The sequence below is a fragment of the Arthrobacter sp. Soil_C_49 genome (assembly GCF_057656635.1).
Window position 1 is genome coordinate 334606 of sequence record NZ_JBDGJZ010000002.1, and the last position, 23262, is coordinate 357867.

The window sequence follows — 23262 nt, forward strand, 5'->3', positions numbered from 1 at the left end:
CGGCGCAGATGTGGCGCGCCGGATCAATGCTGGCATTCGATAAAACACTACTCCTGTGTCAACGCCTACTGCCGCGCCACATCTTCCCGAGTGCCGGAAACGCCTCCTCGTAGCCTGCCAACAGGGCCGCGCCAAGTTCCTCGGACCCCACCAGGGGGTGCCGGGCGAAGGCGTGGACCGCCGCGTCCCGGTCGCCCTCCGCTGCCGCCCGCACCGTCAGCCGCTCCACCTCCTTGACCTGCTGCAGCAGGGTGAGCCGCTCCGCGGGGGGAGCCTGCTGGGGCAGCGGCAGCGCGCCGTCGGCCGTCACCGTGCAGGGAGCTTCGACGACGGCGTCAGGTGGCAGCCCCGGAATCGCCGCTTCAGCGGTGGAAGGCGCAGCTGTGGCGGGCCGGGGAGCGGGGCTTGACGCAGTTGACGGCACGGTGTTGCGGGTATTGAGGATCAGTTGAGCCTCCCCGGAACCGGACAGCGCCCGCATGGCCGCCAACGCCACCCGCTCGTAGCCGCCGCCTGCCAGGTCATCCTCGTTCCGGTGTTCGTCCTTTCCGCGGGCTTCGGCGAGGTAGCCTTCCTCTCGGGAGCGCCGGGCCTCCTCCCACAAACCGAAGGCACCGGAATCTGCTGCCGCCAGCCGCGGGTAAAGCTCCCGCTGCTGGCTGTGGATGCTCTCACCGCGGGTTTGCGCCATGGCCCGCATCGCGTCCCGGGCCTTGTCCTGCTCGTAGTAGTAATAGAGGTACTCGTTGGGGAGCGCGCCGAGGCTGGCCAGGAATGGCTGCGGAAACAGCCTGCCCTCTTCAAAGGATTGAAGGGCACCCGGGTCTGACAGCAGCGCAGGCAGCACGTCCTGCCCTCCGGACTCCAGACGGTAGAGCCAGCCCAAGTGGTTCAGCCCGTAGTAGCCCACGCCGTCGAGCCTTCCCTCGGGCAGCCTGACACCGGCCGCCCGTGCGGCACGGTGCACCAGGCCGCCCGCTGAATCGCAGATGCCGATGACGCGCCGGCCGAGCACCGGCAGGAGCGCCTCGGTGACCATCCCGGCAGGGTTGGTGAAGTTGATGAGCCACGCATCCGGGCAGTGCTCCTTCATCCGGCGCGCCAGGTCCAGCATGTGCGGGATGGTCCGCAGGGCGTATGAAATGCCGCCCGCTCCGGTGGTTTCCTGGCCCAGAACGCCCAGGTCCTGTGCCACTTTTTCGTCCGCCACCCGGCCGGCGGTGCCGCCGGGGCGGATGGCAGCAAACACCATCTGCGTACCCGTCAGCGCCTGGGGAAGGCTCATGGTGGGAAGAATGGGCAGCGGGACGGAAGGGCCCGGCATACTGCGCAGGACCGCCGTGACCGCGGCCAGCCGGGAAAGATCCACGTCGTACAGCACCAGTTCGCTCACCATGCCGGAGAAGGGGCCTGAGGCCAGCGCACGGTAGATCAACGGAACCCGGAAACCCCCGCCACCCACTATCAGAAGCCGCATAACCAGCAGTCTAGGTGTGGCTGTCCACAGTACCTATGCCCGCCCCTACCGCCTGTCCAAAGCAGGGCGTAGTGTGCGGTCATGGACGCGATTCCAGCACGCCCGTTCGATCCCCTGGCTGCCGTCCGGTCGCCCTCGGACCCCGGATTCGACGTGCTGCTCGCCGGGACGGTGTTCCAGGACATCATCTTCACCGGCCTGCCCCACGGGCCGGAACCCGGGACGGAAATCTGGAGCGACGGCATGGGCAGCTGCCCGGGCGGGGTGGCCAACCAGGCCATCGCGGCGGCGCGGCTTGGCTTGCGCACCGGCCTTGCGGCGGCCTTCGGCGACGACGGCTACGGGGACTTCAACTGGAAGATCCTGTCCGGCCAGGAGCACGTTGACCTGAGCCTGTCCCGGAAGGTGCCCGGCTGGCACTCGCCGGTCACCGTCTCGCTGTGCGTGGACAAGGACCGCTCGCTGGTGACCCACGGCCACGCCGCCCCTGTGACGGCATCGGAGCTCATCGGAGACCCGCCGCCAGCGCTCGCCGGGATCGCGGAAGTGGGGCTTGAAGTGGAGCCGTGGGCCAAGGCCGCGCACCAGGCAGGGGTGAAGCTGTTCGGCGATGTCGGGTGGGATCCCAGCGGGGTGTGGGCACCGGTCAGGCTGGATAACCTGCAGTACTTCCACGCGTTCCTGCCCAACCAGCGCGAGGCCATGGCGTTCACAGGCAAGGATGATCCCTGGACCGCCCTCTACGCGCTGGCGGACCGTGTCCCGGTGGCCGTGGTGACACTCGGGCCGCAAGGGGCCATGGCGGTGGATTCGGAAACAGGGGAGGAAGAGTGGGTGCCCTCCCTGCCCGTCAAGGCATTTGATCCCACCGGCGCCGGAGACTGTTTCGACGCCGCGTTCATTGTGGGGAGCCTGGCCGGCTGGCCGCTGGGGAACAGGCTGCGTTTCGCAAACCTCTGCGCCTCCCTGGCGGTGCAGGAAGTGGGCGGCTCGCTGGCCGCGCCGGGCTGGGGCGACATCGCCGACTGGTGGAAACGCGCCAACGCCAGGCCGGAACGGCAGACCAGCCAATGGCTGCGGCGCTTCTCCTTCCTGGCCGAGATCGTCCACGACGTCCCGCTGGCTGCCCAGCGCAGGGCCGCAGCGACCATCGCGCACCTTTCGGACGCCTGATTATTCGGCCCGAAGCGCCAGCACTAGAATCACTAAGGTGACTTACCCCGCTGCAACCGGTGATTTCGACGCTGCCCTGGCACAGGACCCCCGCTACGAACGGTCCGCCGTCATCGACCTTGAGGCCATCCGGCACAACGTCCGCCGGCTGGCCGCTGCAGCGTCGCCGGCGAAGGTGATGGCCGTGGTGAAGGCTGACGCCTACGGCCATGGCGCGGTTCCGGTGGCCCGGGCTGCCCTCGAAGCAGGCGCCGCGTGGCTCGGCGTTGCGCACATCTCGGAGGCCCTCGCGCTGCGGGCCGCGGGCATCGACGCGCCGCTGCTCGCCTGGCTGCACACCACGGAAAGCAACTTCGGGGCGGCGGTGGCTGCCGGCGTCGACATTGGCTGCTCGGGCTGGGAGCTTGAGCGGATTGTAGCGGCGGCCCGGGAGCAGGAGCGGCCGGCGCGGATCCACCTGAAAGTGGATACCGGCCTGGGCCGCAATGGCGCCACCCTGGAGACGTGGGACCATCTGGTGGGCGAAGCCCTGGAATACCAGGACCAGGGGCTGCTGCGCGTGGTGGGTATCTTCTCGCACCTCGCCGTGGCCGATGAGCCGGAGCGGCCCGAGACTGACCAGCAGCTCGCCGCGTTCCGGGAAGTCCTGGCGGTCGCCGAGGACGCCGGGGTGGATCCCGAGGTGCGGCACCTTGCTAACACCCCGGCCACGCTCTCCCGTCCGGACACCCACTTTGACCTGGTGCGGGTGGGCCTGGGTATCTACGGCCTGTCGCCCTTTGCCGGCCAGACCTCGGCCGAGCTGGGACTACGCCCCGCCATGACGCTGCGGACCGTGGTGTCCCAGTGCAAGGAAGTCCCTGACGGGCAAGGTGTGTCCTACGGCCTCCGGTACCACACGAGCGGCGCCAGCACGCTGGGCCTGATTCCGATGGGTTACGCCGACGGGATTCCCCGCGTCGCCACCGGCGGTCCGGTCCGGGTGGCCGGCAGGACCTACCCCGTGGTGGGACGGATCGCCATGGACCAGATGGTGATCGACCTTGGCGACGTCGGCCCCGCAGGTGCAGGCCTGCTGGGTGCAGAAGCGCAGCTCTTTGGCGACGGAGCCGACGGCGGCCCCACGGCTGATGATTGGGCCCGCGCCGCCGGGACCATCAATTACGAGATCGTGACCCGGATCAGCCCCCGGGTTCCGCGCCGCTTCATCAATGAGCAACCCCTTGACAGTCGTGATGCGGAGGGGGCCGCATGAGCCCGTCCGGCCAGCCGGCAGAAGACAGTGCCGAGGTCCGGCCCAACTGGGAAATGACCCTAACGGCGACGACGGCGGAACAGACCCATAACCTCGGTGTGCGCCTCGCGGGGATCCTGGCAGCCGGGGACCTGCTGGTGCTATCCGGCGAGTTGGGTGCCGGGAAAACCACCTTCACGCAGGGCCTGGGGGAGGGGCTGGGTGTCCGTTCCGGCGTGATCTCTCCGACGTTCGTCCTGGTCCGCATCCACCCCAATCTGGCCGACGGGCCGCGCCCGGGCGGACCGGACCTGGTGCACGTGGATGCGTACCGGCTGGGATCGGCCGCCGAAATCGACGACATCGACCTCGAGAACACGCTTGACTCCTCCGTGACGGTGGTCGAATGGGGCCACGACCGGGTGGAGCACCTGAGCGAGAGCCGGCTGGAAATCGACCTGCACCGCGCCATCGGCCTGGGTACGGGTGGCGCCCTTGGGGCCGGAAGCGAACCAACCGGAACGCTTGATTTCGAAAACGAGGACACGGACGAGCCCCGGACCATTGTGATGCGCGGCTACGGTCCGCGCTGGCCCGCTGTTCCCGAACCGGTAGCCGCCTTTGAAGGGAAGTCCTGATGCTGATCCTCGCCATCGATACCTCAGCCGTGGCCAGCGCCGCGCTGGTTTCGGACGACGCCCTGGAAGGCGTGGTGGCCAGTTTCTCCACGGAGGATACCCGGAGCCATGCAGAAGTCCTGGCCCCGGAAATCCAGCAGCTGCTGCTTGAAACCGGCGTCAGCGGATCCGATATCGATGCCCTCGTAGTGGGTGTGGGGCCGGGACCGTTCACCGGGCTGCGCTCAGGGATCGCTACTGCGCGGACCCTGTCGTTCGTCTGGGGCAAACCCCTGTACGGGATGATGAGCCTGGATGCCGTGGCCCTTGAGGTTGCCGAATCCACCACCGCGGCGCCGGAATTCCTGGTGGTCACGGATGCGCGGCGCAAGGAAGTGTACTGGGCGCGTTACAGCCTCATGGAAGGCCAGTTGCCAGTATTGGAAGATGGGCCGCACGTCAGTTTCGCCGCGGACCTGCCGGATCTTCCCGCTTACGGTGCCGGCGCCGGGCTTTACGCAGATGCCTTGAAAGCGGACCCGGAATTCGCCCGTGAACAGCCGGACGCCCTGTACCTGGGCCAGTTCGCGCTGGCCCGGCTCGCCGCCGGCGGTGAACTCCTGGACTCCACACCGCTCTACCTGCGCGAATCGGATGCCCAGATCCCCGGACCCCGAAAGCGGGCCCTATGAGCGCCGCCCCGGATATCAGCAACCATGGTGTCTCCGTCCGCGGGATGACCCCGGACGACGTCGTTGCCGTCAGCGTCCTGGAGCAGCGGCTTTTCCCGGTGGACGCCTGGCCCCTGCACATGTTCTACGACGAGCTGGCCCAGCCGGACACCCGGTGGTACCTGGTGGCCGAGGGCAGCGAAGGGATCGTGGGCTACGCCGGGCTGATGTGCATCGAACCCATCGCGGACGTCCAGACCATCGCCGTCGTGCCCGAATACGAAGGGCGCGGCATCGGCACCACGCTGCTCACCCGGCTCATCGAGGAGGCACGCCGCAGGCACGCGGCGGACCTCCTGCTGGAGGTCCGCGCCGACAACCCCCGTGCCCAGCAGCTTTACCTGCGCTTCGGCTTCGAACAGATCCACGTCCGCCCCCGCTACTACCGGGACGGCGTGGACGCCCTCATCATGCGGCTGCAGCTCGCCGGCGTCCAGGAGCCCAGCCAGGAAGCAAGCAACGACAATCGAGACGGCACATCAACGGAAGCAGGCCAGCCATGAACACCGCGCAGCCTTTGGTGCTCGGCATCGAATCGTCCTGTGACGAAACCGGCGTGGGCATTGTCCGGGGGACCACCCTGTTGACCAACACCGTCTCTTCCTCGATGGACGAGCATGTCCGGTTCGGCGGGGTGATTCCGGAGATCGCCTCGCGCGCCCACCTCGATGCCTTCGTCCCCACCCTTGAGCAGGCCTTGTCCGACGCCGGCGTCACCCTGCACGAGGTGGATGCCATCGCCGTGACGTCCGGCCCCGGCCTGGCCGGCGCCCTCATGGTGGGGGTATGTGCCGCGAAGGCGCTCGCGGTGGCCACGGGGAAGCCCCTCTACGCCATCAACCACCTCGTGGCGCACGTCGGCGTGGGCCTGTTGGACGGCAAGGACGGGCAGGCGCCGGAGCTGCCCGAAAACCTCGGCGCCCTGCTGGTCTCCGGCGGCCACACCGAAATCCTGAAGATCAACAGCATCACGGACGACGTTGCCCTCCTCGGCTCCACCATTGACGACGCCGCCGGCGAGGCCTACGACAAGGTGGCCCGGATCCTCGGCCTCGGCTACCCGGGCGGCCCGGCCATCGACAAGATGGCCCGCACCGGAAACCCCAGGTCCATCCGCTTCCCCCGCGGCCTCAGCCAACCCAAGTACATGGGCACCGCCGAGGAACCCGGCCCGCACCGTTACGACTGGTCCTTCAGCGGACTCAAGACGGCGGTGGCCAGATGCGTTGAGCAGTTCGAAGCGCGCGGCCAGGAAGTTCCGGTCGCGGACATCGCAGCGGCTTTCCAGGAAGCGGTGGTGGACATCATTTCCTCCAAGGCCGTGCTGGCCTGCAGGGAACACGGCATCAAGGACGTGCTGCTCGGCGGGGGCGTCGCGGCGAACTCGAGGCTCCGCGAGCTGACCGGACAGCGCTGCGCCTCGGCCGGGATCAGGCTGCACGTGCCGCCGCTGGATCTCTGCACGGACAACGGCGCCATGGTGGCCGCACTGGGCGCGCAGCTGGTGATGGCGGGAGTGGCACCGAGCGGAATCGGTTTCGCCCCGGACTCGTCCATGCCGGTCACAGCGGTGTCCCTCCCCGCCTAAACCCCCTAAGTTCAGGCCGTGGGGCCGTTCCGCATCTGCTTGACCAGGTCCAGGACCACGGCCTGGAGATCGCCGCCGTGTTCTTCGGCCACCCGGCGCTGCCGCTGATACCCGGCGCCGCGGCGGATGATCTTCTCGACGTCGGCCAGCTCATCCTGGCAGCGTAGCTTGGCCGCAACGGGCTCCAGTCGGTTCAAGGTTTCCAGCAGGTGGTCCGTGACCAGCTGTTCCTTGCCGGCGGCGTCGAGGATGATGATGGCGTCCATGCCGTACCGCGCAGCGCGCCACTTGTTCTCCTGGACGTGCCACGGCGGCATGGTGGGAATGGTCCCGCCGTTGTCCAGGGTGGTGGAGAACTCGTCCACCAGGCACTGGGTGAGGGCCGCGATGGCGCCCACTTCCTCGAGCGTGGCCAGGCCGTCGCAGATGCGCATTTCGATGGTGCCCAGGTTCGGCACGGGCCGGATGTCCCAGCGGATTTCCGAGAGGGTATCGATCACCCCGGTGGTGAACATGTCCTGCACGTAGGACTCGTATTCTTCCCAGGAGCGGAACTGGAAGGGCAGGCCGGCGGTGGGCAGCTGCTGGAACATCAGGGCACGCTGGGAAGCGTAGCCGGTGTCTTCGCCGCCCCAGAACGGGCTCGACGCCGAGAGCGCCTGGAAGTGCGGGAAGTAGTTGACCAGTCCGTCCAGCACGGGAAGTGCCTTCTCGCGGCGGTCCAGCCCTACGTGAACGTGCACGCCGTAGATCACCATCTGGCGGCCCCACCACTGCGTGCGGTCGATGAGTTTGGCGTACCGGGCTTTGTCCGTCACCGGCTGCAGCTGCGGCGGGCTGAAGGGGTGGCTGCCGGCGCAGAACACTTCCACGCCCATGGGATCGGTGATTTCACGGACGGCCGCGAGGGACCGGCTGAGGTCCTCCTTGGCATCGGCGGCCGTTTCGCAGATGCCGGTGACCAGCTCAACCGTGTTCAGCAGCAGTTCCTGCTTGATGTGCGGGTGCTCGTCGTCCTCGTTCAGCTCGGGGTGCCGGGAGGCAACTCCGCGGAGCACCTCGTTGGCCACGGAGGCGAGTTCGCCGGTCCTGCCGTCCACCAGTGCGAGCTCCCATTCCACACCGAGGGTCGATTGCCTCGATGAAGCGAAGTCAATCTTCACGCCTATCCTCACTGTCCGGGTTGCCGCTGGGCACGCCGCTGACAGGCTGTTGCTGGCGGGCGCACGGGTGTTTCAAGTCTAGTGCAGGGGTAGCATCGTATTGATGGCCCCGTTCCAACTCCTGCGTGACAGTTTTCACAAATCCTTCCCCGTTCTGGCTGCAGCGTCCACTGCGGTGGCGCTCGCCTCCTGTACGGCCGCCCCGCCACCCGCCGCTTCGCCGGCACCGTCTTCAGCGCCGCCGTCCAGGTCGGCGGCCCCTTCCGTTACACCGCGCACGACGCCGGCACCCCGCACGGCGCCCCCGTCACCTACTGCCACGGCGGACCCCGCCGCGAGGCCCTTGGGGTGGGGCCCCCAACAGCGGGACCAGGACGCCGCTGCCGCGGCAGTTGCCGCGATGTCGCCCGAACAGAAGGCCGGCCAGGTCCTGCTTCCCTTCTTTACCGGGACGGACGCCACGGTGCATGCCGCCGCCGTCGAACGCCTTCACCTGGCCGGGTCCATCATCATGGGCGACAACGTCCCCCTGGACCCGCAGGGAAAGGTGGACCTCGCCGCCATGACCGCGATCAACCAGCGGCTGGCCCAAGCCACGAGGGCGGACGGCAGGCCGTGGCCCGGTATCATCGGCGTGGACCAGGAAGGCGGGATCGTGGCCCGCTTGGGCGCCCCGCTGACGGAATGGCCCGCTCCCATGAGCTACGGCGCTGCCGGCAGCGGCCCCCTTGCGCGGGAAGCGGGACAGGGACTGGCCGGCGAGCTGGTGCCGCTGGGCTTCAACACGGATTTCGCGCCAGACGCCGACGTGACCATCGGCCCGAAGGACCCCACTATCGGCGCCCGCTCCATGTCCGGCGATCCGGGCACAACCGCCGGCCTGAGTGTGGCCTTTTCCCAGGGCATGCTGGCCGCCGGTGTCCTGCCCACCATCAAGCATTTCCCCGGGCACGGATCTGTCATGGCTGATTCGCACCTGAACCTTCCCTCGCAGCCGGCCACCGTGGCCGAACTCCAGGAGCGGGACTGGAAGCCCTTCCAGGCCGCCATCGCGGCGGAGGCGCCCATGGTGATGACCGGCCACATCGCCGTGCCTGCCCTGGAACCCGGGGTGCCGGCGTCGCTCTCCGCCCCAACGTATGCTGCACTGCGGGGGCTTGGTTTCAAGGGCGTGGCCGTGACTGATGCGCTGAACATGGGAGCAGTGAGCAAGCAGTACCCGGCAGGGTCAGCCGCCGTGAAGGCCCTGGCCGGGGGCGCTGACCTCCTGCTGATGCCTGCGGATGTCCAGCAGGCGCACGCTGCAATTGTTGGTGCCGTGGCCTCCGGTGCCCTCCCCGCCGCCCGGCTCGATGAAGCAGCCCTGCGGGTGGCAACAATGATGACGTGGCATGCCCGGACGGTGTCCGCGACAGGTGCGTCAGCGGGCCTGCCGGCCGGGAGTGGAACTCCGCTGTCTGCCAAAGTTTCGGCGGCAGCGGTGACAGTGCTTACCGGCCAATGCTCCGGCGCGTTGGTTCCCGGTGCTGTGCAGGTGGCAGGGGGCAGCCCGGCGGACAGGGAACGGTTCGCGGCTGCTGCTGCCGGTGCTGGCTTGGCTGTCGGGTCCGGGCCCGTAGTGAGCCTGATCGGTTATGGCGGACGTCCTGCCGGAGGGGACATCGCTGTCGCCCTCGACGCGCCGTGGCCGCTGCAGGACGCTGCCGCGCCGGTCAAGATGGCCCTCTATGGCCGCAGCCAGGCAGCGTTCGACGCCCTTGCTGCCGTCCTCGCCGGGAAAGCTGCCGCCCCCGGGAAGCTGCCTGCCGCCGTCGGAAGCTTCCCGGCAGGCACCGGCTGCCCGTAAGAACGCGTTTAATGGTCAGGTGCCCATTCTGAATAAAGACATGACCCTCTGCATCTCGCTCTCGGCCCGGCCCAGCAACAACGGGACCCGGTTCCATAATCACCTCTATGAGCAGCTGGACTTGAACTGGATCTACAAGGCGTTCGCCCCCACCAACCTGGAGCAGGCCATTGCCGGGGTGCGCGGGCTGGGCATCCGGGGGTGCGCCGTCTCCATGCCGTACAAGGAGGACGTGATCGCCCTCGTTGACGAAATGGACCCGTCGGCCAAGGCCATCGATTCCGTCAACACCATTGTGAACACGGACGGGCACCTCAAGGCCTACAACACCGACTACACCGCGATCGAACAGCTGCTGGCCTCTAACGAGGTCCCCACCAGCTACTCAGTGCTCGTCCAGGGCGCGGGCGGCATGGCCAAGGCCACCGTGGCCGCGCTGCGGGACGCAGGGTTCACCGACGTCACGGTCCTCGCCCGGAACGAAACCACCGGCCGGGCCCTCGCCGAACAGTACGGCTTCAAATGGCGGCCGGAGCTCGACGGCGGGACGGCAGACCTGATCATCAACGTGACACCCCTGGGAATGGCCGGCGGACCTGACGTGGACACCCTCGCCTTCCCGCAGGAAACCATCGACGCCGCCCGCGTAGTGTTCGACGTGGTGGCCCTGCCCGCCGAAACCCCGCTGATCAAGGCCGGACGCGCTGCCGGAAAGCCGGTGATCACCGGAGCGGAGGTGGCCACCATCCAGGCGCTGGAACAGTTTGTGCTCTACACCGGCGTCCGGCCCACTCCCGAACAGGTCCGCGCGGCCGAGGAGTTCATGCGCGCCCAGTAGCGGCGGGCCTTGCTGCCCTATACAGGCTCCACCACAATGGCCACCCGGTCCTCCCCGATGCGGGTCAGGACCAGGGTGGCCGTTTTGCTGCCGGCCTTTTTCCCGCCCGCCTTTCCACCGGGAAGCAGCTGCTTGCGCAGTTCCTCAGGGGTGACCGCAGTGCCGCGCTTCTTGATGTCCAGCACACCGATCCCCTCCGCCTTCACCCACGCCTTGAGCGCCTTGACGTTGTAAGGCATCACTTCGAGGACCTTATAGGCCCGCGCGAAGGGTGTGTCCACGAGTTGCGGGGCGCAGATGTAGGCGATGTGCTCGTCCACCAGGTGCCCGCCCAGTTGAAGTGCGACGTCGGCCACCAGCCCTGCGCGGATTACCGCACCGTCAGGCTCATACAGGTAGCCCTCTGCGGGACCAACAGGAGCGGCAGGACCGGCAGCGAAGTCCTCGCCGCTGGTCAGTTCGGCCGCACCGGCGGCGCCCAGGACCAGGGCGGCCCTGCGGATTCCGGGCCGGCGGACGGCGTTGAACCACAGTGCCACCTCGGTCACGTCGCCGGCCACGGAAACCCATTGGGCCTCACAGTCCGCGGGTACGGAGTCGTGCGGCATGCCCGGGCCCATCTTGACCCCCACCGCCTTGCCTGACGCGGCCAGGGATTCAGCAAAGGACAACGGCGGCGAAAACGCCTCGGGGTCCCAGATGCGTTTGGTACCGGAGGTGGAGGTGACCCGGCGGGCGGGATCCAGCCAGACGCCGTCGATCCCGTCGAGCGGAACGGACGTGGCGTCGGCGTGGACCACGGTGGCATTGGGGAAGGGGATCAGGTTCACTGTGGCGCAGGCCGCCGTCGTCTCGTCCATTTCCACTGCCGTGACGTTGATGTCCAGCGACGCCAGGGCCAGGGAGTCGGCGGCGAGGCCGCAGCCCAGGTCCGCCACGTGGCTGATCCCTGCCTCGGCGAACCGCTGGGCGTGGCGTGCGGCGACACTGAGTCGCGTGGCCTGCTCCAGGCCGGCTTGGGTGAACAGCATCCGGCGCGCAAACTCGCCGAACTTCGCTTCGGCTCTGGTGCGGAGCCTGGACTGGGTCAGGACAGCTGAGACGAGGTCGGGGGAGTGCCCGGCCTTGCGCAGCGCCGAGTTGAGCTCGAAGGAGGTGTCCTCCCGGTAGGGGCCCAGGGACGCCAGCAGGTCCCAGCCTTCGGGAGTGAGCAGGGGCGCTATGTGGTCCTGGGGAGCGTGAGGCATGCGTTCCAGCCTAGTGGAGGAGGCCGGCGGGGGATGCGGGATAGTGTTGAAACCATGGAAGAGAGCGCAGGCCCCCGGCAGTCCGAAGAACCAGCCAAGGACAGGGGCCCCGCCAGATTCGCCCGGACGGCGCTGATCACCGGGGCCCTGGTGGCCGTGGTGTGCATCGGACTCCTGGTGGTGATCTTCTTCCTGGATACCTTCAATGCCACCGTCTACTCCGTGGGCGGCAACAACATCGCGGATGACACACAGGAAGCGCAGGACATCCGCGGACTGTACGACGGCGCCCGCGCCGGAAGCATCGCCGTGCTGGTTGCCGCGCTCCTGGTGACGGCAGGGGCAGGAGTGGTGCTTTACCGTGCCCGGAACTCCGGATCGGGCGAGGGCGACGGCGGGGAGGACGTCGACTTCGACGACCTCGGACGCTGAGGCCCGCCGGCACTCGTCAGCAGGACTCCCGAAATCACCAGGACGCCGCCGAGGATCTGCGGCAGGGTGATGGGCTGGCCCATGGCAACAGTGATGATCGCGGTGAACACGGCGATCAGGTTCAGGTAGTTGCCCGCATTGGCTGCCGTGGTGCGCTTCAGGGCAAGGTTCCACAGCAGGTAGGAACCCAGCGACGGAAACAAGGCGATGAACGCCAGGGACCAGCCCTCCGCAGTGGTCGCCGGCAGGCCGGCCCCGGTGATGAGGGCAACAGGGGTCAGAACGACGGCGGCCATCGCCACCTGGACTGCCGTGGACGTGATCGCCGGGACATCCACCCTCCGCCCGATGATGGTGTAGAGGCCCCACACGGTAATGGCGGCGAGGATCAGCAGTTCACCTGTGTTGATGGAAAAGGTCAGCAGCCGGTGGAAGTCGCCGCCGGTAAGGACCAGCAGGACCCCGGCCAGGCCCAGCCCGATTCCCGCCCAGCCAAGCGGCCGGGGCCTGTCCCGCAGCAGGACCACGGCCAGCACCACGATCAATGCGGGGTTGGCTGCCGTCACCAGCGACGCGTTCAAGGCCGAGGTGTGGCCCAGCGCGCTGTAGAGCAGCAGCGTGTAGGCACTCATTCCCAGGCAACTCAGGAGCAGCAGGACGGGCCAGCGGCGAAGGATGCTCCGCCAGTCCGGACGTTCCACCAACTGCGCGAGGACCAGCAGCGGCACCGCTGCCAGGGCCCAACGCCAGTAGGTCAGCTGCAGCGGCTGCATGGTCTCCATGGCGGCATGGCCCACAACGAAGTTTCCGGCCCAGAAGAGGGTGGCAAGGATCAGATATACAGCAGCACGCACCGGTCAAATGTACACAGCCGGGGTTCGCAGATGACGAAAACTCTGGCACTCGCCTTGACCGAGTGCTAACCCTTACATAGAGTCTTCATTAGCACTCTCCCTAGGAGGGTGCTAATACATGAAGAGCTGCCAGCCAGGCTGCTGCCGGCACCGCGACGACGGTTTGCCAGCCAGGTCGGGAAAGCTTTCCAGTCCACGAATTTGCTGACGAAAAGGAGAGGTCCGAGTGTCGGTCTCTATTAAGCCTCTTGAGGATCGTATTGTTGTCCGCCCGCTCGAAGCCGAGCAGACCACGGCTTCCGGCCTGGTTATCCCGGACTCCGCGCAGGAGAAGCCCCAGGAAGGCGAAGTTGTTGCAGTAGGCCCCGGCCGCTTTGACGACAACGGCAACCGCGTCCCGCTCGACGTTGCCGAAGGCGACGTTGTTATCTACTCCAAGTACGGCGGAACCGAAGTCAAGCACAGCGGCACCGAATACCTCGTGCTGTCCGCCCGCGACGTCCTGGCGATCGTCGTAAAGTAACTCTTTCGGATCCCCGCGCCGCTGGTCATGCCTTCTGCTGGTCAGCTGTGCGGGGTTCTGTCTTGAAAGGACTGAACCATGGCAAAGCAGCTTGCGTTTAACGACGCTGCACGCCGGTCTCTTGAAGCCGGCATCGATAAGCTCGCCAACACCGTCAAGGTAACGCTGGGCCCGCGCGGCCGCAACGTTGTCCTGGACAAGAAGTGGGGCGCGCCCACCATCACGAATGACGGCGTCACCATCGCCCGCGAAGTTGAGCTGGACGACCCGTACGAGAACCTTGGTGCCCAGCTGGCCAAGGAAGTTGCCACCAAGACCAACGATGTTGCCGGCGACGGCACCACCACCGCAACGGTCCTGGCCCAGGCCCTGGTCAAGGAAGGCCTGCGCAACGTAGCGGCAGGCGCCGCCCCCGGCCAGATCAAGCGCGGCATCGAGGTTTCCGTGGAAGCCGTGGCCGCCCGCCTGCTGGAGAACGCCCGCCCCGTTGAAGGCACCCAGGTGGCCAGCGTTGCAGCCATCTCCGCCCAGAGCGACGAGGTTGGCGAGCTCCTGGCCGAGGCCTTCGGCAAGGTTGGCAAGGATGGTGTGATCACCATCGAGGAATCCTCCACCACCCAGACCGAACTGGTCCTCACCGAGGGCATGCAGTTCGACAAGGGCTACCTGTCCCCGTACTTCATCACGGATGCGGACCGCCAGGAAGCAGTCCTCGAGGACGCCCTCATCCTGATCAACCAGGGCAAGATCTCCTCGCTGCAGGAATTCCTGCCGCTGCTGGAGAAGGCCCTTCAGGCCGGCAAGCCGCTGTTCATCATTGCCGAAGACGTTGACGGCGAGGCCCTGTCCACGCTGATCGTCAACCGCATCCGCGGCACCCTGAACGTGGTTGCCGTCAAGGCTCCGGGCTTCGGCGACCGCCGCAAGGCCATGCTGCAGGACATCGCCACCCTCACCGGCGCGCAGGTTGTGTCCCCGGAGCTGGGCCTGAGCCTGGACACCGTTGGCCTCGAGGTGCTGGGTACCGCCCGCCGCATCACGGTCACCAAGGACAACACCACCATCGTTGACGGCGCCGGTACGGCCGAGGATGTGGCAGCCCGCGTGGCACAGCTGCGTGCCGAGCTGACCCGCACCGACTCCGACTGGGACAAGGAAAAGCTCCAGGAACGCCTGGCCAAGCTGGCCGGCGGCATCGGCGTGATCAAGGTCGGCGCAGCCACCGAGGTTGAGCTGAAGGAAAAGAAGCACCGCATCGAGGACGCTGTGTCCTCCACCCGCGCTGCCCTCGAAGAAGGCATCGTGGCCGGCGGCGGCTCTGCCCTGATCCACGCCCTCAAGGCACTGGATGAGGACCCTGCCGTCAAGGCACTGGAAGGCGACGCCGCCGCTGCTGTGGGCATTGTCCGCCGCGCCCTGGTCCAGCCGCTGCGCTGGATCGCCCAGAACGCCGGCTTCGACGGCTACGTCATCACCGCCAAGGTTGCAGACCTCGACATCAACAACGGCTTCAACGCCAAGTCGGGCGAGTACGAGGACCTGATCGCCGCCGGCGTGATTGACCCCGTCAAGGTCACCCGCGCAGCCCTCCGCAACGCAGCTTCCATCGCTGCCCTGGTTCTCACCACCGAGACCCTTGTTGCAGAGAAGCCTGCCGAGGAAGACGAGCACGCAGGCCACAGCCACTAGCGTTGCCCTGTCCAGCAGTCACAAGAAACCGGTCCAGCATCAGCTGGGCCGGTTTTTTGTGCCCGGGGCCCTGCATCGCGAAGTCGTGTCCGCCGTCGTAGGTCCAGGGGCCGCCCATCACCCAGTAGTGCAGCCGCTCCCCGCCCTTGCCCAGGCCGTAAGCCGGCCCGTCGTCGGGGCCGGTAATAAAACCGTCCACCGAGGTGGTGATGGCCGCGATGACCTTGGCCAAGGCGCTAGCCCATCTCCCGGGTCTCAACGTCGCCCGCGCGCTCGTACACCAGTGACACCGCCCCTTTCGGGAAGCTTCGTGCCGGCTCGGCGAGGCGGAAGGAAGCGGGGATGGTTCCGGCATCGAAGAGGCGTTTTCCCTGCCCCAAGGTCACCGGATAGAGCCAGATGTGGAGGCGGTCGAGAACGTCAGCCGCCAGCAGGGAACGGATGAGGACGCCGCTGCCGAACATGTGCACCTCGCCGTACTCGTCGCGAAGCCTTCCTGCAGCCGTGGCGTCCGGCAGCACCGTAGTGCCCGCCCAGCCCGGAGCGGTCAGGCTCTTGGACACAACGAACTTCGGCACGCGGTTGAGCGTGCCACCGATTTCATCGGACTGGTGGGGCCAGTAGGCGGCGAAGATGTCGTAGGTCTTCCGGCCCAGGAGCAGGGCGTCAATCTTGGCGATCTCCTCGCCGATGGCGGCTCCGGCCTCGTCATCGGACACCGGCGCCTGCCAGCCGCCGAAGGCGAAGTTGCCCTCAGTGTCCTCTTCCCGGCCGCCGGGCGCCTGGTAGACGCCGTCAAGGGTAAGGAACAAGTTCGCGACGATGATTCCCACGCGTCCAGTCTGGAGCAGGGTCCGGGCCCTGTCCAGCGCCCGTGGCAGACTGATCCCATGCTGCTCGACGAGCTTGTGAAGACCACGGATGCCGTCGCATCCACCCGCTCCCGGCTGGCCAAGGTGGCGGCCCTGGCGGACCTGCTGCGCCGGCTGGACCCCGCGGACATAGCGACGGCGGTGGGCTTGCTGGTGGCCCGGCCGCGCCAGGGCCGGGTGGGGATCGGGTGGCGCGGCATGTCCGCGGCGATGGGGGAGCCCGCTGCTGAGCCGAGCCTCACGGTGGCCGACGTGGACGCTGCGCTGGACCGGCTGCTCGCCGCTGCCGGCGCCGGTTCCGCCGCTGAACGTGCCGCCACCCTTCGCGCGTTGACCGCGGCGGCCACAGAGCGTGAGCAGGCATTTATCGCCGGCGTGCTGCTGGGAGAACTGCGGACCGGTGCGCTGGAGGGCGTACTCACCGACGCGGTGGCCAAAGCTGCCGACCGGCCTGCCGGCGCGGTACGCCGCGCGGCCATGCTCTCCGGCGACCTTGGCGGGACCGCCCAGCTGGCGCTCACCGGCACCGCGGAGCAACTCGACGCCGTCGGCCTCGTTGTGGGCCGTCCCGTACAGCCCATGCTCGCCGCCACCGCGGCCAGCGTGGACGCGGCGCTGGAGGTCACGGGCGAAGCCTCCGTGGAATACAAGCTCGACGGCGCCCGCATCCAGGTGCACCGCGTCGGGGACGATGTCCGCATCTTCACCCGCACCCTCGCCGACGTGACCCACCGCCTGCCCGAGGTAGTGCAGGTGGTGCGCGGCCTGCCGGTGCGCGACGTGATCCTCGACGGCGAGACCCTCGCCCTGGACGAGGACGGCGGGCCGCGGCCATTCCAGGAGACCATGTCCCGTTTCGGGGCCGATGCGGCGCGCACCACCCTGTTGCACCCGTGGTTCTTCGACGTGCTGCACCTTGACGGGCGCGACCTGCTGGACGAGCCGCTGTCCACGCGCATTGGACTGCTCGAACGCATCGCCCCCGGGCACCGGATCCCGGGCGAGATCACCGCCGATGCCGCTGTTGCCGGGCAGGTCTCCCGTGATGCGCTCGCGGCTGGCCACGAGGGTGTGATGGTGAAGGCGGTGGGGTCGGCCTACGCGGCCGGCAGGCGTGGTTCCAACTGGATCAAGGTGAAGCCGGTGCTCACCTACGACTTGGTGGTGCTCGCCTGTGAGTGGGGGTCGGGACGGCGCACCGGTTTGCTTTCCAACCTGCATCTGGGCGCGCTGGACCCCGCCGGCGAGTTCGGCGAACCCGGCGGTTATGTGATGGTGGGCAAGACCTTCAAGGGCCTCACGGACGCGCTGCTGCAATGGCAGACGAAGCGGTTCCAGGAGCTCGAGGTGCGCCACACCGCCGGGACCGTCTGGGTAGAGCCTGTCACGGTCGTCGAGATCGCGATCGACGGGGTGCAGCAGTCCCCGCGCTATCCGGGCGGAATCGCGCTTCGCTTCGCGCGCGTCAAGCGCTACCGCGACGACAAAACAGCGGCGGAGGCGGACACTATCCAAACGCTCCGCGGGCTGCTCCGCTCCTAGCCGGGCGGGCTGTTGTCTCAGCTGCGGCGCGGGCGTACCGTGGCGCTTAAGTCCGTCCGGCGCTTCCGTGCGGGACGCCTGAATGCGCGACGGCGGGGTGGTACCCGAAAGGAGGCCACGTGACAGCAGAAACGGGCCTGGACCAGGGCCGGTCAGCCTTCCGCGAGCACCGCTGGACCGATGCTTTCGAGAATTTCCGGGATGCCGACCAGCGCGGGGGCCTGCCGGCTGCGGACCTCGAACGGCTGGCCACGGCGGAGATCCTGACCGGTAACGCTGCCACTGGCCTTGAATCGCTCACCCGCGCCCACGAGGAATATCTGGTGATGGGTGATATCCCCGGTGCTGCCCGTTGCGCTGCCTGGATGGCGATGCACTTGACGCACCTGGGGGAGGGGGCCCGCGCCGGAGGGTGGCTGGCCCGCGGCCGGAGGCTGGTGGATGAACTTGGCGAACCTGTCGCGGTGCAGGGTTTCCTGCTCATTCCGCAGTGCCTGGGGATGCTGTACGGCGGCGACCCCGCGGGAGCGCTCAAGCTGTTTTCCGAGGCTGCGGAGATCGGCCAACGGTTCCAGGACCGGGACCTGTCCGCGCTCGCGCTGCTCGGCACCGGCCAGGCCACCCTGGAACTGGGCCGCCCCGAGGAGGGCCTGCGGATCTTCGATGAAGTGATGGTAGCTGTCACGGCGGGGGAACTCTCAGCGGTGCCGTCAGGAATTGCCTACTGCGCCGTGATCGGAAACTGCCACATTGCCTTCGACCTGGAGCGGGCCCTGCAATGGACGGCCGCCCTCGACCGCTGGTGCCGGGACCGCCCCGACATGGTGGCCTTCAGCGGACAATGCCAGGCCCACAGGGCCGAGCTCTTCCGGCTGCACGGCGCGTGGGCGGAAGCGCTCGAGGCAGCCGCCGCGGCCCAGGAGCGGTCCGGCCGGGGTGATCCCCAGGCGATGTACGGGGGCCATTACCAGCAGGGCGAAGTAGAGCGGCTCACTGGGAAACTGGAACTGGCAGAAGCATCTTTTGCCCGGGCGGCGCGCAGCGGCTACGAGCCACAGCCCGGACTTGCCCTCGTGTGCCTGGCTCGTGGTGATGCGCAGCAGGCCCAAACGATGATCCGCCGGGCCGCAGGGCTGGCTGATACTGCTACCCGCCGGCATCTGCTGCCCGCGCTGGTGGACATCGAACTGGCTGTGCCTGACCTGCCCGCGGCGCGGCAGGGAGCCGAGGAACTGGCCGGCTTCGCACAGGAGTGCCCCTTGCCCCTGGTGCGGGCTGTCTCACACCAGGCTGACGGGGCCGTCCTGCTCGAGGAAGGGGAGCCCGGCGCCGCGTCGCAATCCCTCCGGCAGGCCTGGCATCTCTGGCTTGAACTTGAGGTGCCCTACGAGGCGGCGCGCTGCCGGGTATTGATCGGGCGGGCGTGCCGGGACCTGGGCGATGAAACGTCAGCCCGGATGGAGTTCGAAGCGGCCCACGCCGAATTCCTGGAGCTGGGGGCGGCTCCGGCCGCTGCCTGGGCGGCGTCACTCATGCCAAAGAACGACGGCGGGACCACAGGGCCGCTGACCCCCCGGGAAGCGGAGGTGCTTCGGCTCGTGGCCTCGGGCCAGGGCAACCGGGCCATTGCCGCGAGCCTCTTCCTGAGCGAGAAAACCGTTGCCAGGCACATCAGCAACATCTTCCTGAAGCTGGGCCTCTCCTCCAGGGCTGCAGCCACCAGGTACGCCTTCGAGCACGGGCTCGCCGGCTGACCGGCCCTACACAGAATTACCCATCCGGACCCGGCCGGAAACTTGCAGGATTTGTCCGACGCGCGCCGCCGGCCTCCGCCCATAGCCTCAAAGCATGAACCTTCCAGTCCTCGCCGGCACACTTTCCACGGTGCTGTTTGCCGCAGGAATGCTGCCAATGCTGGTGAAAGCCGCACGCACGCGGGACCTCGCTTCCTACAGCCTGGGGAACCTGGTCCTGAGCAACGTAGCCAACGCCGTGCACTGCGTCTACGTTTTCAACCTCCCGGCCGGGCCCATCTGGGTCCTCCACCTGGCCTACGTCATGGCGTCCGCGCTGATGCTGGCATGGTGGCTGCGCTACCGGGAAACGGGCACTGACGGCAGGGGCACCCGGGCAGCAGGACACCAGGAACGTTCAACAGCAGGCATCCCCCTCAATGAAGCAGGAGCAAAGCCATGAACAACAACAACGTGACCGGCATGCTGGACACGATCATCATCGGCGGCGGCCAGGCAGGCCTCACCTTGGGCCATCACCTGAAGAAGCAACAGCGGAACTTCCTCATCCTGGACGCGAACCCGCGCACCGGCGACGCCTGGCGCCAGCGCTGGGACTCCCTCCGCCTGTTCACTCCCGCGAAGTACGACGGTCTGCCCGGCGAGCCGTTCCCGGCAGACGCACTGTCCTTCCCCACCAAGGATGAGGTGGCCGGATACCTGGAGGGCTACGCCGAACGGAACGCCCTTCCTGTGCTGCACAGCACCCGGGTGGAACGCCTGTGGCGGGAAGGCGGCCACTTCGTCGCGGCCTCCAGCGACGGTCGCCGCTGGGAGGCACGCAACGCCGTCGTTGCCACCGGCGTCAGCCACGCTCCCAGAATTCCGGGCTTTGCAGCGCAGCTGGCCCCCTCCACCACCCAGCTCCACTCGGCGGAATACCGGAATCCCGGCCAACTGCAGGACGGCCCGGTCCTGGTGGTGGGGCTGGGCAACTCCGGCGCGGAGATCGCCCTCGAAGTCAGCCGGACGCATCCCACCACCGTGGCAGGGAAACCGGGCGGGGAACTGCCCGTGAAGCACGGCAGGACCGCCGCCCGCTTCGTGCTGCCGGTGGTGCGCTTCCTGGGCCTGCACGTCCTCAACCTCGGCACACCGGTGGGACGCAAAGCGGCGCCCGCCTTCAAAGCACACGCAGCGCCCCTCATCAGGACCAAGACCAAGGACCTGGCCGCGGCCGGCGTGTCACTGGCGCCCCGGGTCACCGGCGTGGAGGACGGCAAGCCCGTCCTGGCCGACGGAACCCTGGTGGACGCCAACAACGTGATCTGGTGCACCGGATTCCGGGAAGACTTCAGCTGGATCGATCCGGAACTGCTCGACGGCGGAGCGCTGCCGCCACAGCACCGCGGCGTGGCACTTGATACCCCGGGATTGTTCTTCCTGGGGCAGGAGTTTTTGTACGCTGCGGCGTCGGCAACACTGCCCGGGGCGGGCCGCGACGCGCGGTACCTGGCAGGGAAAATACCCCAATTGGGTAGAATTGATGTTTTGCCTATGCGCCAGTGAGGTCTATTTGTGTCGGTAGCGAGAACAGAGACTGCAGCCAAACCGCTGCCCGGAGCCACCACCAAAGGCCGGAAACCAACCTTCCGGCCCGAGGTGCAGGGGCTCCGGGCGCTCGCCGTGCTGATGGTGGTTGCCTACCATGTGTGGTTGGGGCGGGTATCCGGCGGCGTGGACATTTTCCTGCTGATCTCCGCCTTCCTGCTCACACTCTCGTTCGTCCGGAAAGCCGAAGCGGGGCGCCCCTTCGGACTCCTGGCGCACTGGCTGCACCTGTTCAAGCGTCTGCTGCCCGCCGCCGTCGTGGTGATCCTGGGAGTCCTCGCCGGCACATGGCTGATCCTGCCGCAAAGCCGCTGGCCGCAGGTGCTGGACCAGGCCTGGGCGTCGCTGCTGTACAGCCAGAACTGGCTGCTCGCCGACACCGCAGTTGACTACTACGCCCAGGACCACGCCGGGGCCAGCCCCCTCCAGCACTTCTGGTCGCTCTCCATCCAGGGCCAGGTGTTCATCCTCTGGCCGCTGGTCTTCGCCGGCGCCGCGGGGCTGCTGGTGCTCCTGCGCCGGGTTCCTGCCTGTGCCGGCGTGACCTACCGCGGCCTGCTGGCAGTGGTCTTCGGCGGCATCTTCGCCTGGTCCCTTGCCTACTCGGTGGAGCAGACCGCCACCAACCAGGCCTACGCCTACTTCGACACCCGGGCCCGTCTTTGGGAGTTCGCCCTGGGGTCCCTGCTGGCCCTCGCGCTGCCCTACCTCAAACCGGCGCGGGCGCTGAGGGTAGTGCTGGGCTGGGCCGGGCTGGCTGCCATGGTCTCGTGCGGCCTGCTGCTGACCGTGGACCGCTCCTTCCCCGGATTCATCGCGCTGTGGCCCACGCTGGCCGGTGCCGCCACCATCACCGCCGGGCAAACCGGCAGCCGCTTCGGCGTGGACAGGATCCTCAGCAGCAGGCCGCTGGTGGCACTGGGCGACAACTCCTACGCCTTGTACCTGTGGCACTGGCCCGTCCTTGTCCTGGCGCTCGCCGCTACCGGCGTGGAGGCCCCCAACCTGATCCAGGGCCTGGCCATCGTCGGGGCCTCCGTGGTCCTGGCCGTCCTCACCACCCGCTTCGTGGAAAAGCCGCTGCGGGACTGGCACTGGCCCAAACTGCGGGCCTGGCGCACCGCCGTCGTCATTGTTGCCTGCGGTGCGCTGCTGGCAGGCCCGGTGGCCATTTGGCAGACCACGCTCACCGCTGAGGAAAGCGCGACGGCGGCACAGCCGCGGGAGCTCACGCCCGGGGCCGCGGCGCTCAGTCCCGGGAACGCTGCCGTACCCGCCCCTGACGCCAGGATCATTCCGGGCCCCGCCGCGTTGGACAATGACTGGGCCGGCATCCAGGACCCGTGCGTCGGTGCCAACGCGACCAGCAACCCCATCCTTGAAGGCTGCCGGCAGGCAGTGCCCGAAGGGGAGGTCACCAAGCGCATTGTGGTCCTTGGGGACTCGCACTCGCAGCAGTACCTGGGTGCACTCGCGCCCATCGCGGCCGAGCGCGGGTGGGAACTGGTGACTCTGCTGATGCCGGCCTGCCGCTTCGGCACCGAATCGGAGACCCGGAACGCGGAGTGCAACGCCTACAACCAGGCCAGCGCCGCCTACGTCCTGGAACACCGGCCGGACGCAGTGTTCACCGTGGCATCGCTGACGCATGAGGAAGCGCCGTTCGAGACCGAGGTGCCGGGCTACCTGGACGGGGTCCGGCCGTTCGCGGACGCGGGCATCGAGATCGTAGGGATCCGGGACAATCCGCGATTCACTTTCAACATGCCCGAGTGCGTCCAGCGCAACGGTGCAGACGCCCATGAGTGCAGCGTCCCTGTGGAGGAGTCGCTGGCAGACCCGTCTCCACTGGAGGCCTACCGGGGCAAAGTCGAGGGGCTCCACCTGATGGACCTGAGCGACTTCATCTGCGCCCGCGGCATTTGCCCCGGCGTGGTGGGAAATGTGTACGTCTATAAGGATGACAACCACCTCACCCGCACCTACGTGCAGACCATGATCCCCATGTTCGAGCAGCGCCTCCTCGCCGCCACAGGCTGGAACTAAGTCCCTGGCTGGCTGCGGCGGGCGCCCACGCCCGCAGGGTCCCCTG

The 23262-nt window shown here is 67.9% G+C and carries 22 protein-coding genes; 16 read left to right on the top strand and 6 right to left on the bottom strand.

Going from position 1 to position 23262, the window contains the following annotated elements; genetic code table 11:
- Positions 1 to 58: 58 nt before the first annotated feature.
- The gene (locus tag AC3A4Z_RS04950) at positions 59 to 1477 is read right to left on the bottom strand and encodes a 6-phospho-beta-glucosidase (RefSeq protein ID WP_498710458.1); all 1419 of its coding nucleotides are present in this window, start codon (positions 1475 to 1477) and stop codon (positions 59 to 61) included.
- A gap of 81 nt (positions 1478 to 1558) precedes the next feature.
- Between AC3A4Z_RS04950 and AC3A4Z_RS04955 the strand changes: the two genes are divergently transcribed.
- Genes AC3A4Z_RS04955 through tsaD form a run of 6 tightly spaced genes read left to right on the top strand, consistent with a single transcriptional unit; the run spans position 1559 to position 6820 of the window.
- Positions 1559 to 2650, top strand: a complete 1092-nt coding sequence (locus AC3A4Z_RS04955) for a carbohydrate kinase family protein (protein WP_498710459.1) — start codon at positions 1559 to 1561, stop codon at positions 2648 to 2650.
- A 37-nt stretch (positions 2651 to 2687) separates the two neighbouring features.
- Positions 2688 to 3905, top strand: a complete 1218-nt coding sequence (alr, locus tag AC3A4Z_RS04960) for an alanine racemase (RefSeq protein WP_498710461.1) — start codon at positions 2688 to 2690, stop codon at positions 3903 to 3905.
- Entirely contained in the window at positions 3902 to 4522 is a 621-nt protein-coding gene (gene tsaE / locus AC3A4Z_RS04965; protein ID WP_498710462.1) for a tRNA (adenosine(37)-N6)-threonylcarbamoyltransferase complex ATPase subunit type 1 TsaE, read from the top strand. The genes alr and tsaE overlap by 4 nt, the downstream gene beginning before the upstream one ends.
- On the top strand, positions 4522 to 5193 hold the full coding sequence (tsaB, locus tag AC3A4Z_RS04970; protein WP_498710464.1) for a tRNA (adenosine(37)-N6)-threonylcarbamoyltransferase complex dimerization subunit type 1 TsaB: 672 nt from the start codon (positions 4522 to 4524) through the stop codon (positions 5191 to 5193). Before tsaE ends, tsaB begins: the two co-directional genes overlap by 1 nt.
- Positions 5190 to 5735, top strand: coding sequence for a ribosomal protein S18-alanine N-acetyltransferase (rimI, locus tag AC3A4Z_RS04975; protein WP_498710465.1), 546 nt, complete (start codon positions 5190 to 5192; stop codon positions 5733 to 5735). The genes tsaB and rimI overlap by 4 nt, the downstream gene beginning before the upstream one ends.
- Positions 5732 to 6820: a tRNA (adenosine(37)-N6)-threonylcarbamoyltransferase complex transferase subunit TsaD gene (tsaD, locus tag AC3A4Z_RS04980; protein ID WP_498710466.1), complete on the top strand. Its 1089-nt coding sequence runs from the start codon at positions 5732 to 5734 to the stop codon at positions 6818 to 6820. Before rimI ends, tsaD begins: the two co-directional genes overlap by 4 nt.
- A gap of 11 nt (positions 6821 to 6831) precedes the next feature.
- On the opposite strand, the gene AC3A4Z_RS04985 is transcribed toward tsaD, so the two are convergent.
- Together AC3A4Z_RS04985 and AC3A4Z_RS04990 are read right to left on the bottom strand one after the other, a co-directional pair.
- Positions 6832 to 7983, bottom strand: a complete 1152-nt coding sequence (locus AC3A4Z_RS04985; RefSeq protein WP_498710467.1) for a glutamate--cysteine ligase — start codon at positions 7981 to 7983, stop codon at positions 6832 to 6834.
- A gap of 135 nt (positions 7984 to 8118) precedes the next feature.
- Positions 8119 to 8304 (bottom strand): hypothetical protein, encoded by a 186-nt coding sequence (locus tag AC3A4Z_RS04990; protein WP_498710469.1) that lies wholly within the window; start codon positions 8302 to 8304, stop codon positions 8119 to 8121.
- Between the two features lie 79 nt (positions 8305 to 8383).
- On the opposite strand from AC3A4Z_RS04990, the gene AC3A4Z_RS04995 reads away from it, so the two are divergent.
- Together AC3A4Z_RS04995 and AC3A4Z_RS05000 are read left to right on the top strand one after the other, a co-directional pair.
- The gene (locus AC3A4Z_RS04995) at positions 8384 to 9829 is read left to right on the top strand and encodes a glycoside hydrolase family 3 protein (protein WP_498710470.1); all 1446 of its coding nucleotides are present in this window, start codon (positions 8384 to 8386) and stop codon (positions 9827 to 9829) included.
- A 19-nt stretch (positions 9830 to 9848) separates the two neighbouring features.
- A complete protein-coding gene (locus tag AC3A4Z_RS05000) occupies positions 9849 to 10667 on the top strand; it encodes a shikimate 5-dehydrogenase (RefSeq protein WP_498710471.1) in 819 nt (272 codons plus the stop codon).
- A gap of 17 nt (positions 10668 to 10684) precedes the next feature.
- Here AC3A4Z_RS05000 and AC3A4Z_RS05005 read toward each other — a convergent pair whose 3' ends face one another.
- Positions 10685 to 11914 carry a THUMP-like domain-containing protein gene (locus AC3A4Z_RS05005; RefSeq protein ID WP_498710472.1) on the bottom strand — a complete coding sequence of 410 codons (1230 nt, stop codon included), beginning with the start codon at positions 11912 to 11914 and terminating at the stop codon, positions 10685 to 10687.
- A gap of 54 nt (positions 11915 to 11968) precedes the next feature.
- Between AC3A4Z_RS05005 and AC3A4Z_RS05010 the strand changes: the two genes are divergently transcribed.
- On the top strand, positions 11969 to 12346 hold the full coding sequence (locus AC3A4Z_RS05010) for a hypothetical protein (RefSeq protein WP_498710474.1): 378 nt from the start codon (positions 11969 to 11971) through the stop codon (positions 12344 to 12346).
- Here the strand turns inward: AC3A4Z_RS05010 and AC3A4Z_RS05015 are convergent.
- Positions 12271 to 13200, bottom strand: a complete 930-nt coding sequence (locus AC3A4Z_RS05015; protein ID WP_498710475.1) for a DMT family transporter — start codon at positions 13198 to 13200, stop codon at positions 12271 to 12273. The genes AC3A4Z_RS05010 and AC3A4Z_RS05015 overlap by 76 nt on opposite strands.
- A 226-nt stretch (positions 13201 to 13426) precedes the next feature.
- Between AC3A4Z_RS05015 and groES the strand changes: the two genes are divergently transcribed.
- Together groES and groL are read left to right on the top strand one after the other, a co-directional pair.
- Entirely contained in the window at positions 13427 to 13723 is a 297-nt protein-coding gene (gene groES / locus AC3A4Z_RS05020; protein WP_050054380.1) for a co-chaperone GroES, read from the top strand.
- Positions 13724 to 13801: 78 nt separating this feature from the next.
- A complete protein-coding gene (gene groL / locus AC3A4Z_RS05025) occupies positions 13802 to 15412 on the top strand; it encodes a chaperonin GroEL (protein WP_493969884.1) in 1611 nt (536 codons plus the stop codon).
- Positions 15413 to 15648: 236 nt separating this feature from the next.
- On the opposite strand, the gene AC3A4Z_RS05030 is transcribed toward groL, so the two are convergent.
- The gene (locus AC3A4Z_RS05030) at positions 15649 to 16245 is read right to left on the bottom strand and encodes a dihydrofolate reductase family protein (RefSeq protein WP_493969886.1); all 597 of its coding nucleotides are present in this window, start codon (positions 16243 to 16245) and stop codon (positions 15649 to 15651) included.
- A gap of 57 nt (positions 16246 to 16302) precedes the next feature.
- Here AC3A4Z_RS05030 and AC3A4Z_RS05035 point away from each other — a divergent pair, with 57 nt between their 5' ends.
- The 5 genes from AC3A4Z_RS05035 (at position 16303) to AC3A4Z_RS05055 (ending at position 23216) form a co-directional block, all read left to right on the top strand.
- Positions 16303 to 17826 (top strand): ATP-dependent DNA ligase, encoded by a 1524-nt coding sequence (locus AC3A4Z_RS05035; protein ID WP_498710479.1) that lies wholly within the window; start codon positions 16303 to 16305, stop codon positions 17824 to 17826.
- 119 nt (positions 17827 to 17945) lie between these two features.
- Complete coding sequence (locus tag AC3A4Z_RS05040; protein WP_498710481.1) at positions 17946 to 19580, top strand: LuxR C-terminal-related transcriptional regulator; 1635 nt, start codon at positions 17946 to 17948, stop codon at positions 19578 to 19580.
- Between the two features lie 94 nt (positions 19581 to 19674).
- Complete coding sequence (locus AC3A4Z_RS05045; RefSeq protein ID WP_498710484.1) at positions 19675 to 20022, top strand: hypothetical protein; 348 nt, start codon at positions 19675 to 19677, stop codon at positions 20020 to 20022.
- A complete protein-coding gene (locus AC3A4Z_RS05050) occupies positions 20019 to 21128 on the top strand; it encodes a flavin-containing monooxygenase (RefSeq protein WP_498710486.1) in 1110 nt (369 codons plus the stop codon). The genes AC3A4Z_RS05045 and AC3A4Z_RS05050 overlap by 4 nt, the downstream gene beginning before the upstream one ends.
- A 9-nt stretch (positions 21129 to 21137) precedes the next feature.
- The gene (locus AC3A4Z_RS05055; RefSeq protein WP_498710488.1) at positions 21138 to 23216 is read left to right on the top strand and encodes an acyltransferase family protein; all 2079 of its coding nucleotides are present in this window, start codon (positions 21138 to 21140) and stop codon (positions 23214 to 23216) included.
- Positions 23217 to 23262 lie beyond the last annotated feature (46 nt).

Bases quoted from the DNA above. Each gene is read 5' to 3' on its own strand.
- AC3A4Z_RS05035 (WP_498710479.1), top strand. From the start codon at position 16,303: ATGCTGCTCGACGAGCTTGTGAAGACCACGGATGCCGTCGCATCCACC.
- tsaE (WP_498710462.1), top strand. From the start codon at position 3,902: ATGAGCCCGTCCGGCCAGCCGGCAGAAGACAGTGCCGAGGTCCGGCCC.
- AC3A4Z_RS05005 (WP_498710472.1), bottom strand. From the start codon at position 11,914: ATGCCTCACGCTCCCCAGGACCACATAGCGCCCCTGCTCACTCCCGAA.
- rimI (WP_498710465.1), top strand. From the start codon at position 5,190: ATGAGCGCCGCCCCGGATATCAGCAACCATGGTGTCTCCGTCCGCGGG.
- AC3A4Z_RS04995 (WP_498710470.1), top strand. From the start codon at position 8,384: ATGTCGCCCGAACAGAAGGCCGGCCAGGTCCTGCTTCCCTTCTTTACC.
- AC3A4Z_RS05045 (WP_498710484.1), top strand. From the start codon at position 19,675: ATGAACCTTCCAGTCCTCGCCGGCACACTTTCCACGGTGCTGTTTGCC.
- AC3A4Z_RS04950 (WP_498710458.1), bottom strand. From the start codon at position 1,477: ATGCGGCTTCTGATAGTGGGTGGCGGGGGTTTCCGGGTTCCGTTGATC.
- AC3A4Z_RS05050 (WP_498710486.1), top strand. From the start codon at position 20,019: ATGAACAACAACAACGTGACCGGCATGCTGGACACGATCATCATCGGC.
- tsaB (WP_498710464.1), top strand. From the start codon at position 4,522: ATGCTGATCCTCGCCATCGATACCTCAGCCGTGGCCAGCGCCGCGCTG.
- tsaD (WP_498710466.1), top strand. From the start codon at position 5,732: ATGAACACCGCGCAGCCTTTGGTGCTCGGCATCGAATCGTCCTGTGAC.
- groL (WP_493969884.1), top strand. From the start codon at position 13,802: ATGGCAAAGCAGCTTGCGTTTAACGACGCTGCACGCCGGTCTCTTGAA.
- AC3A4Z_RS05010 (WP_498710474.1), top strand. From the start codon at position 11,969: ATGGAAGAGAGCGCAGGCCCCCGGCAGTCCGAAGAACCAGCCAAGGAC.
- AC3A4Z_RS04955 (WP_498710459.1), top strand. From the start codon at position 1,559: ATGGACGCGATTCCAGCACGCCCGTTCGATCCCCTGGCTGCCGTCCGG.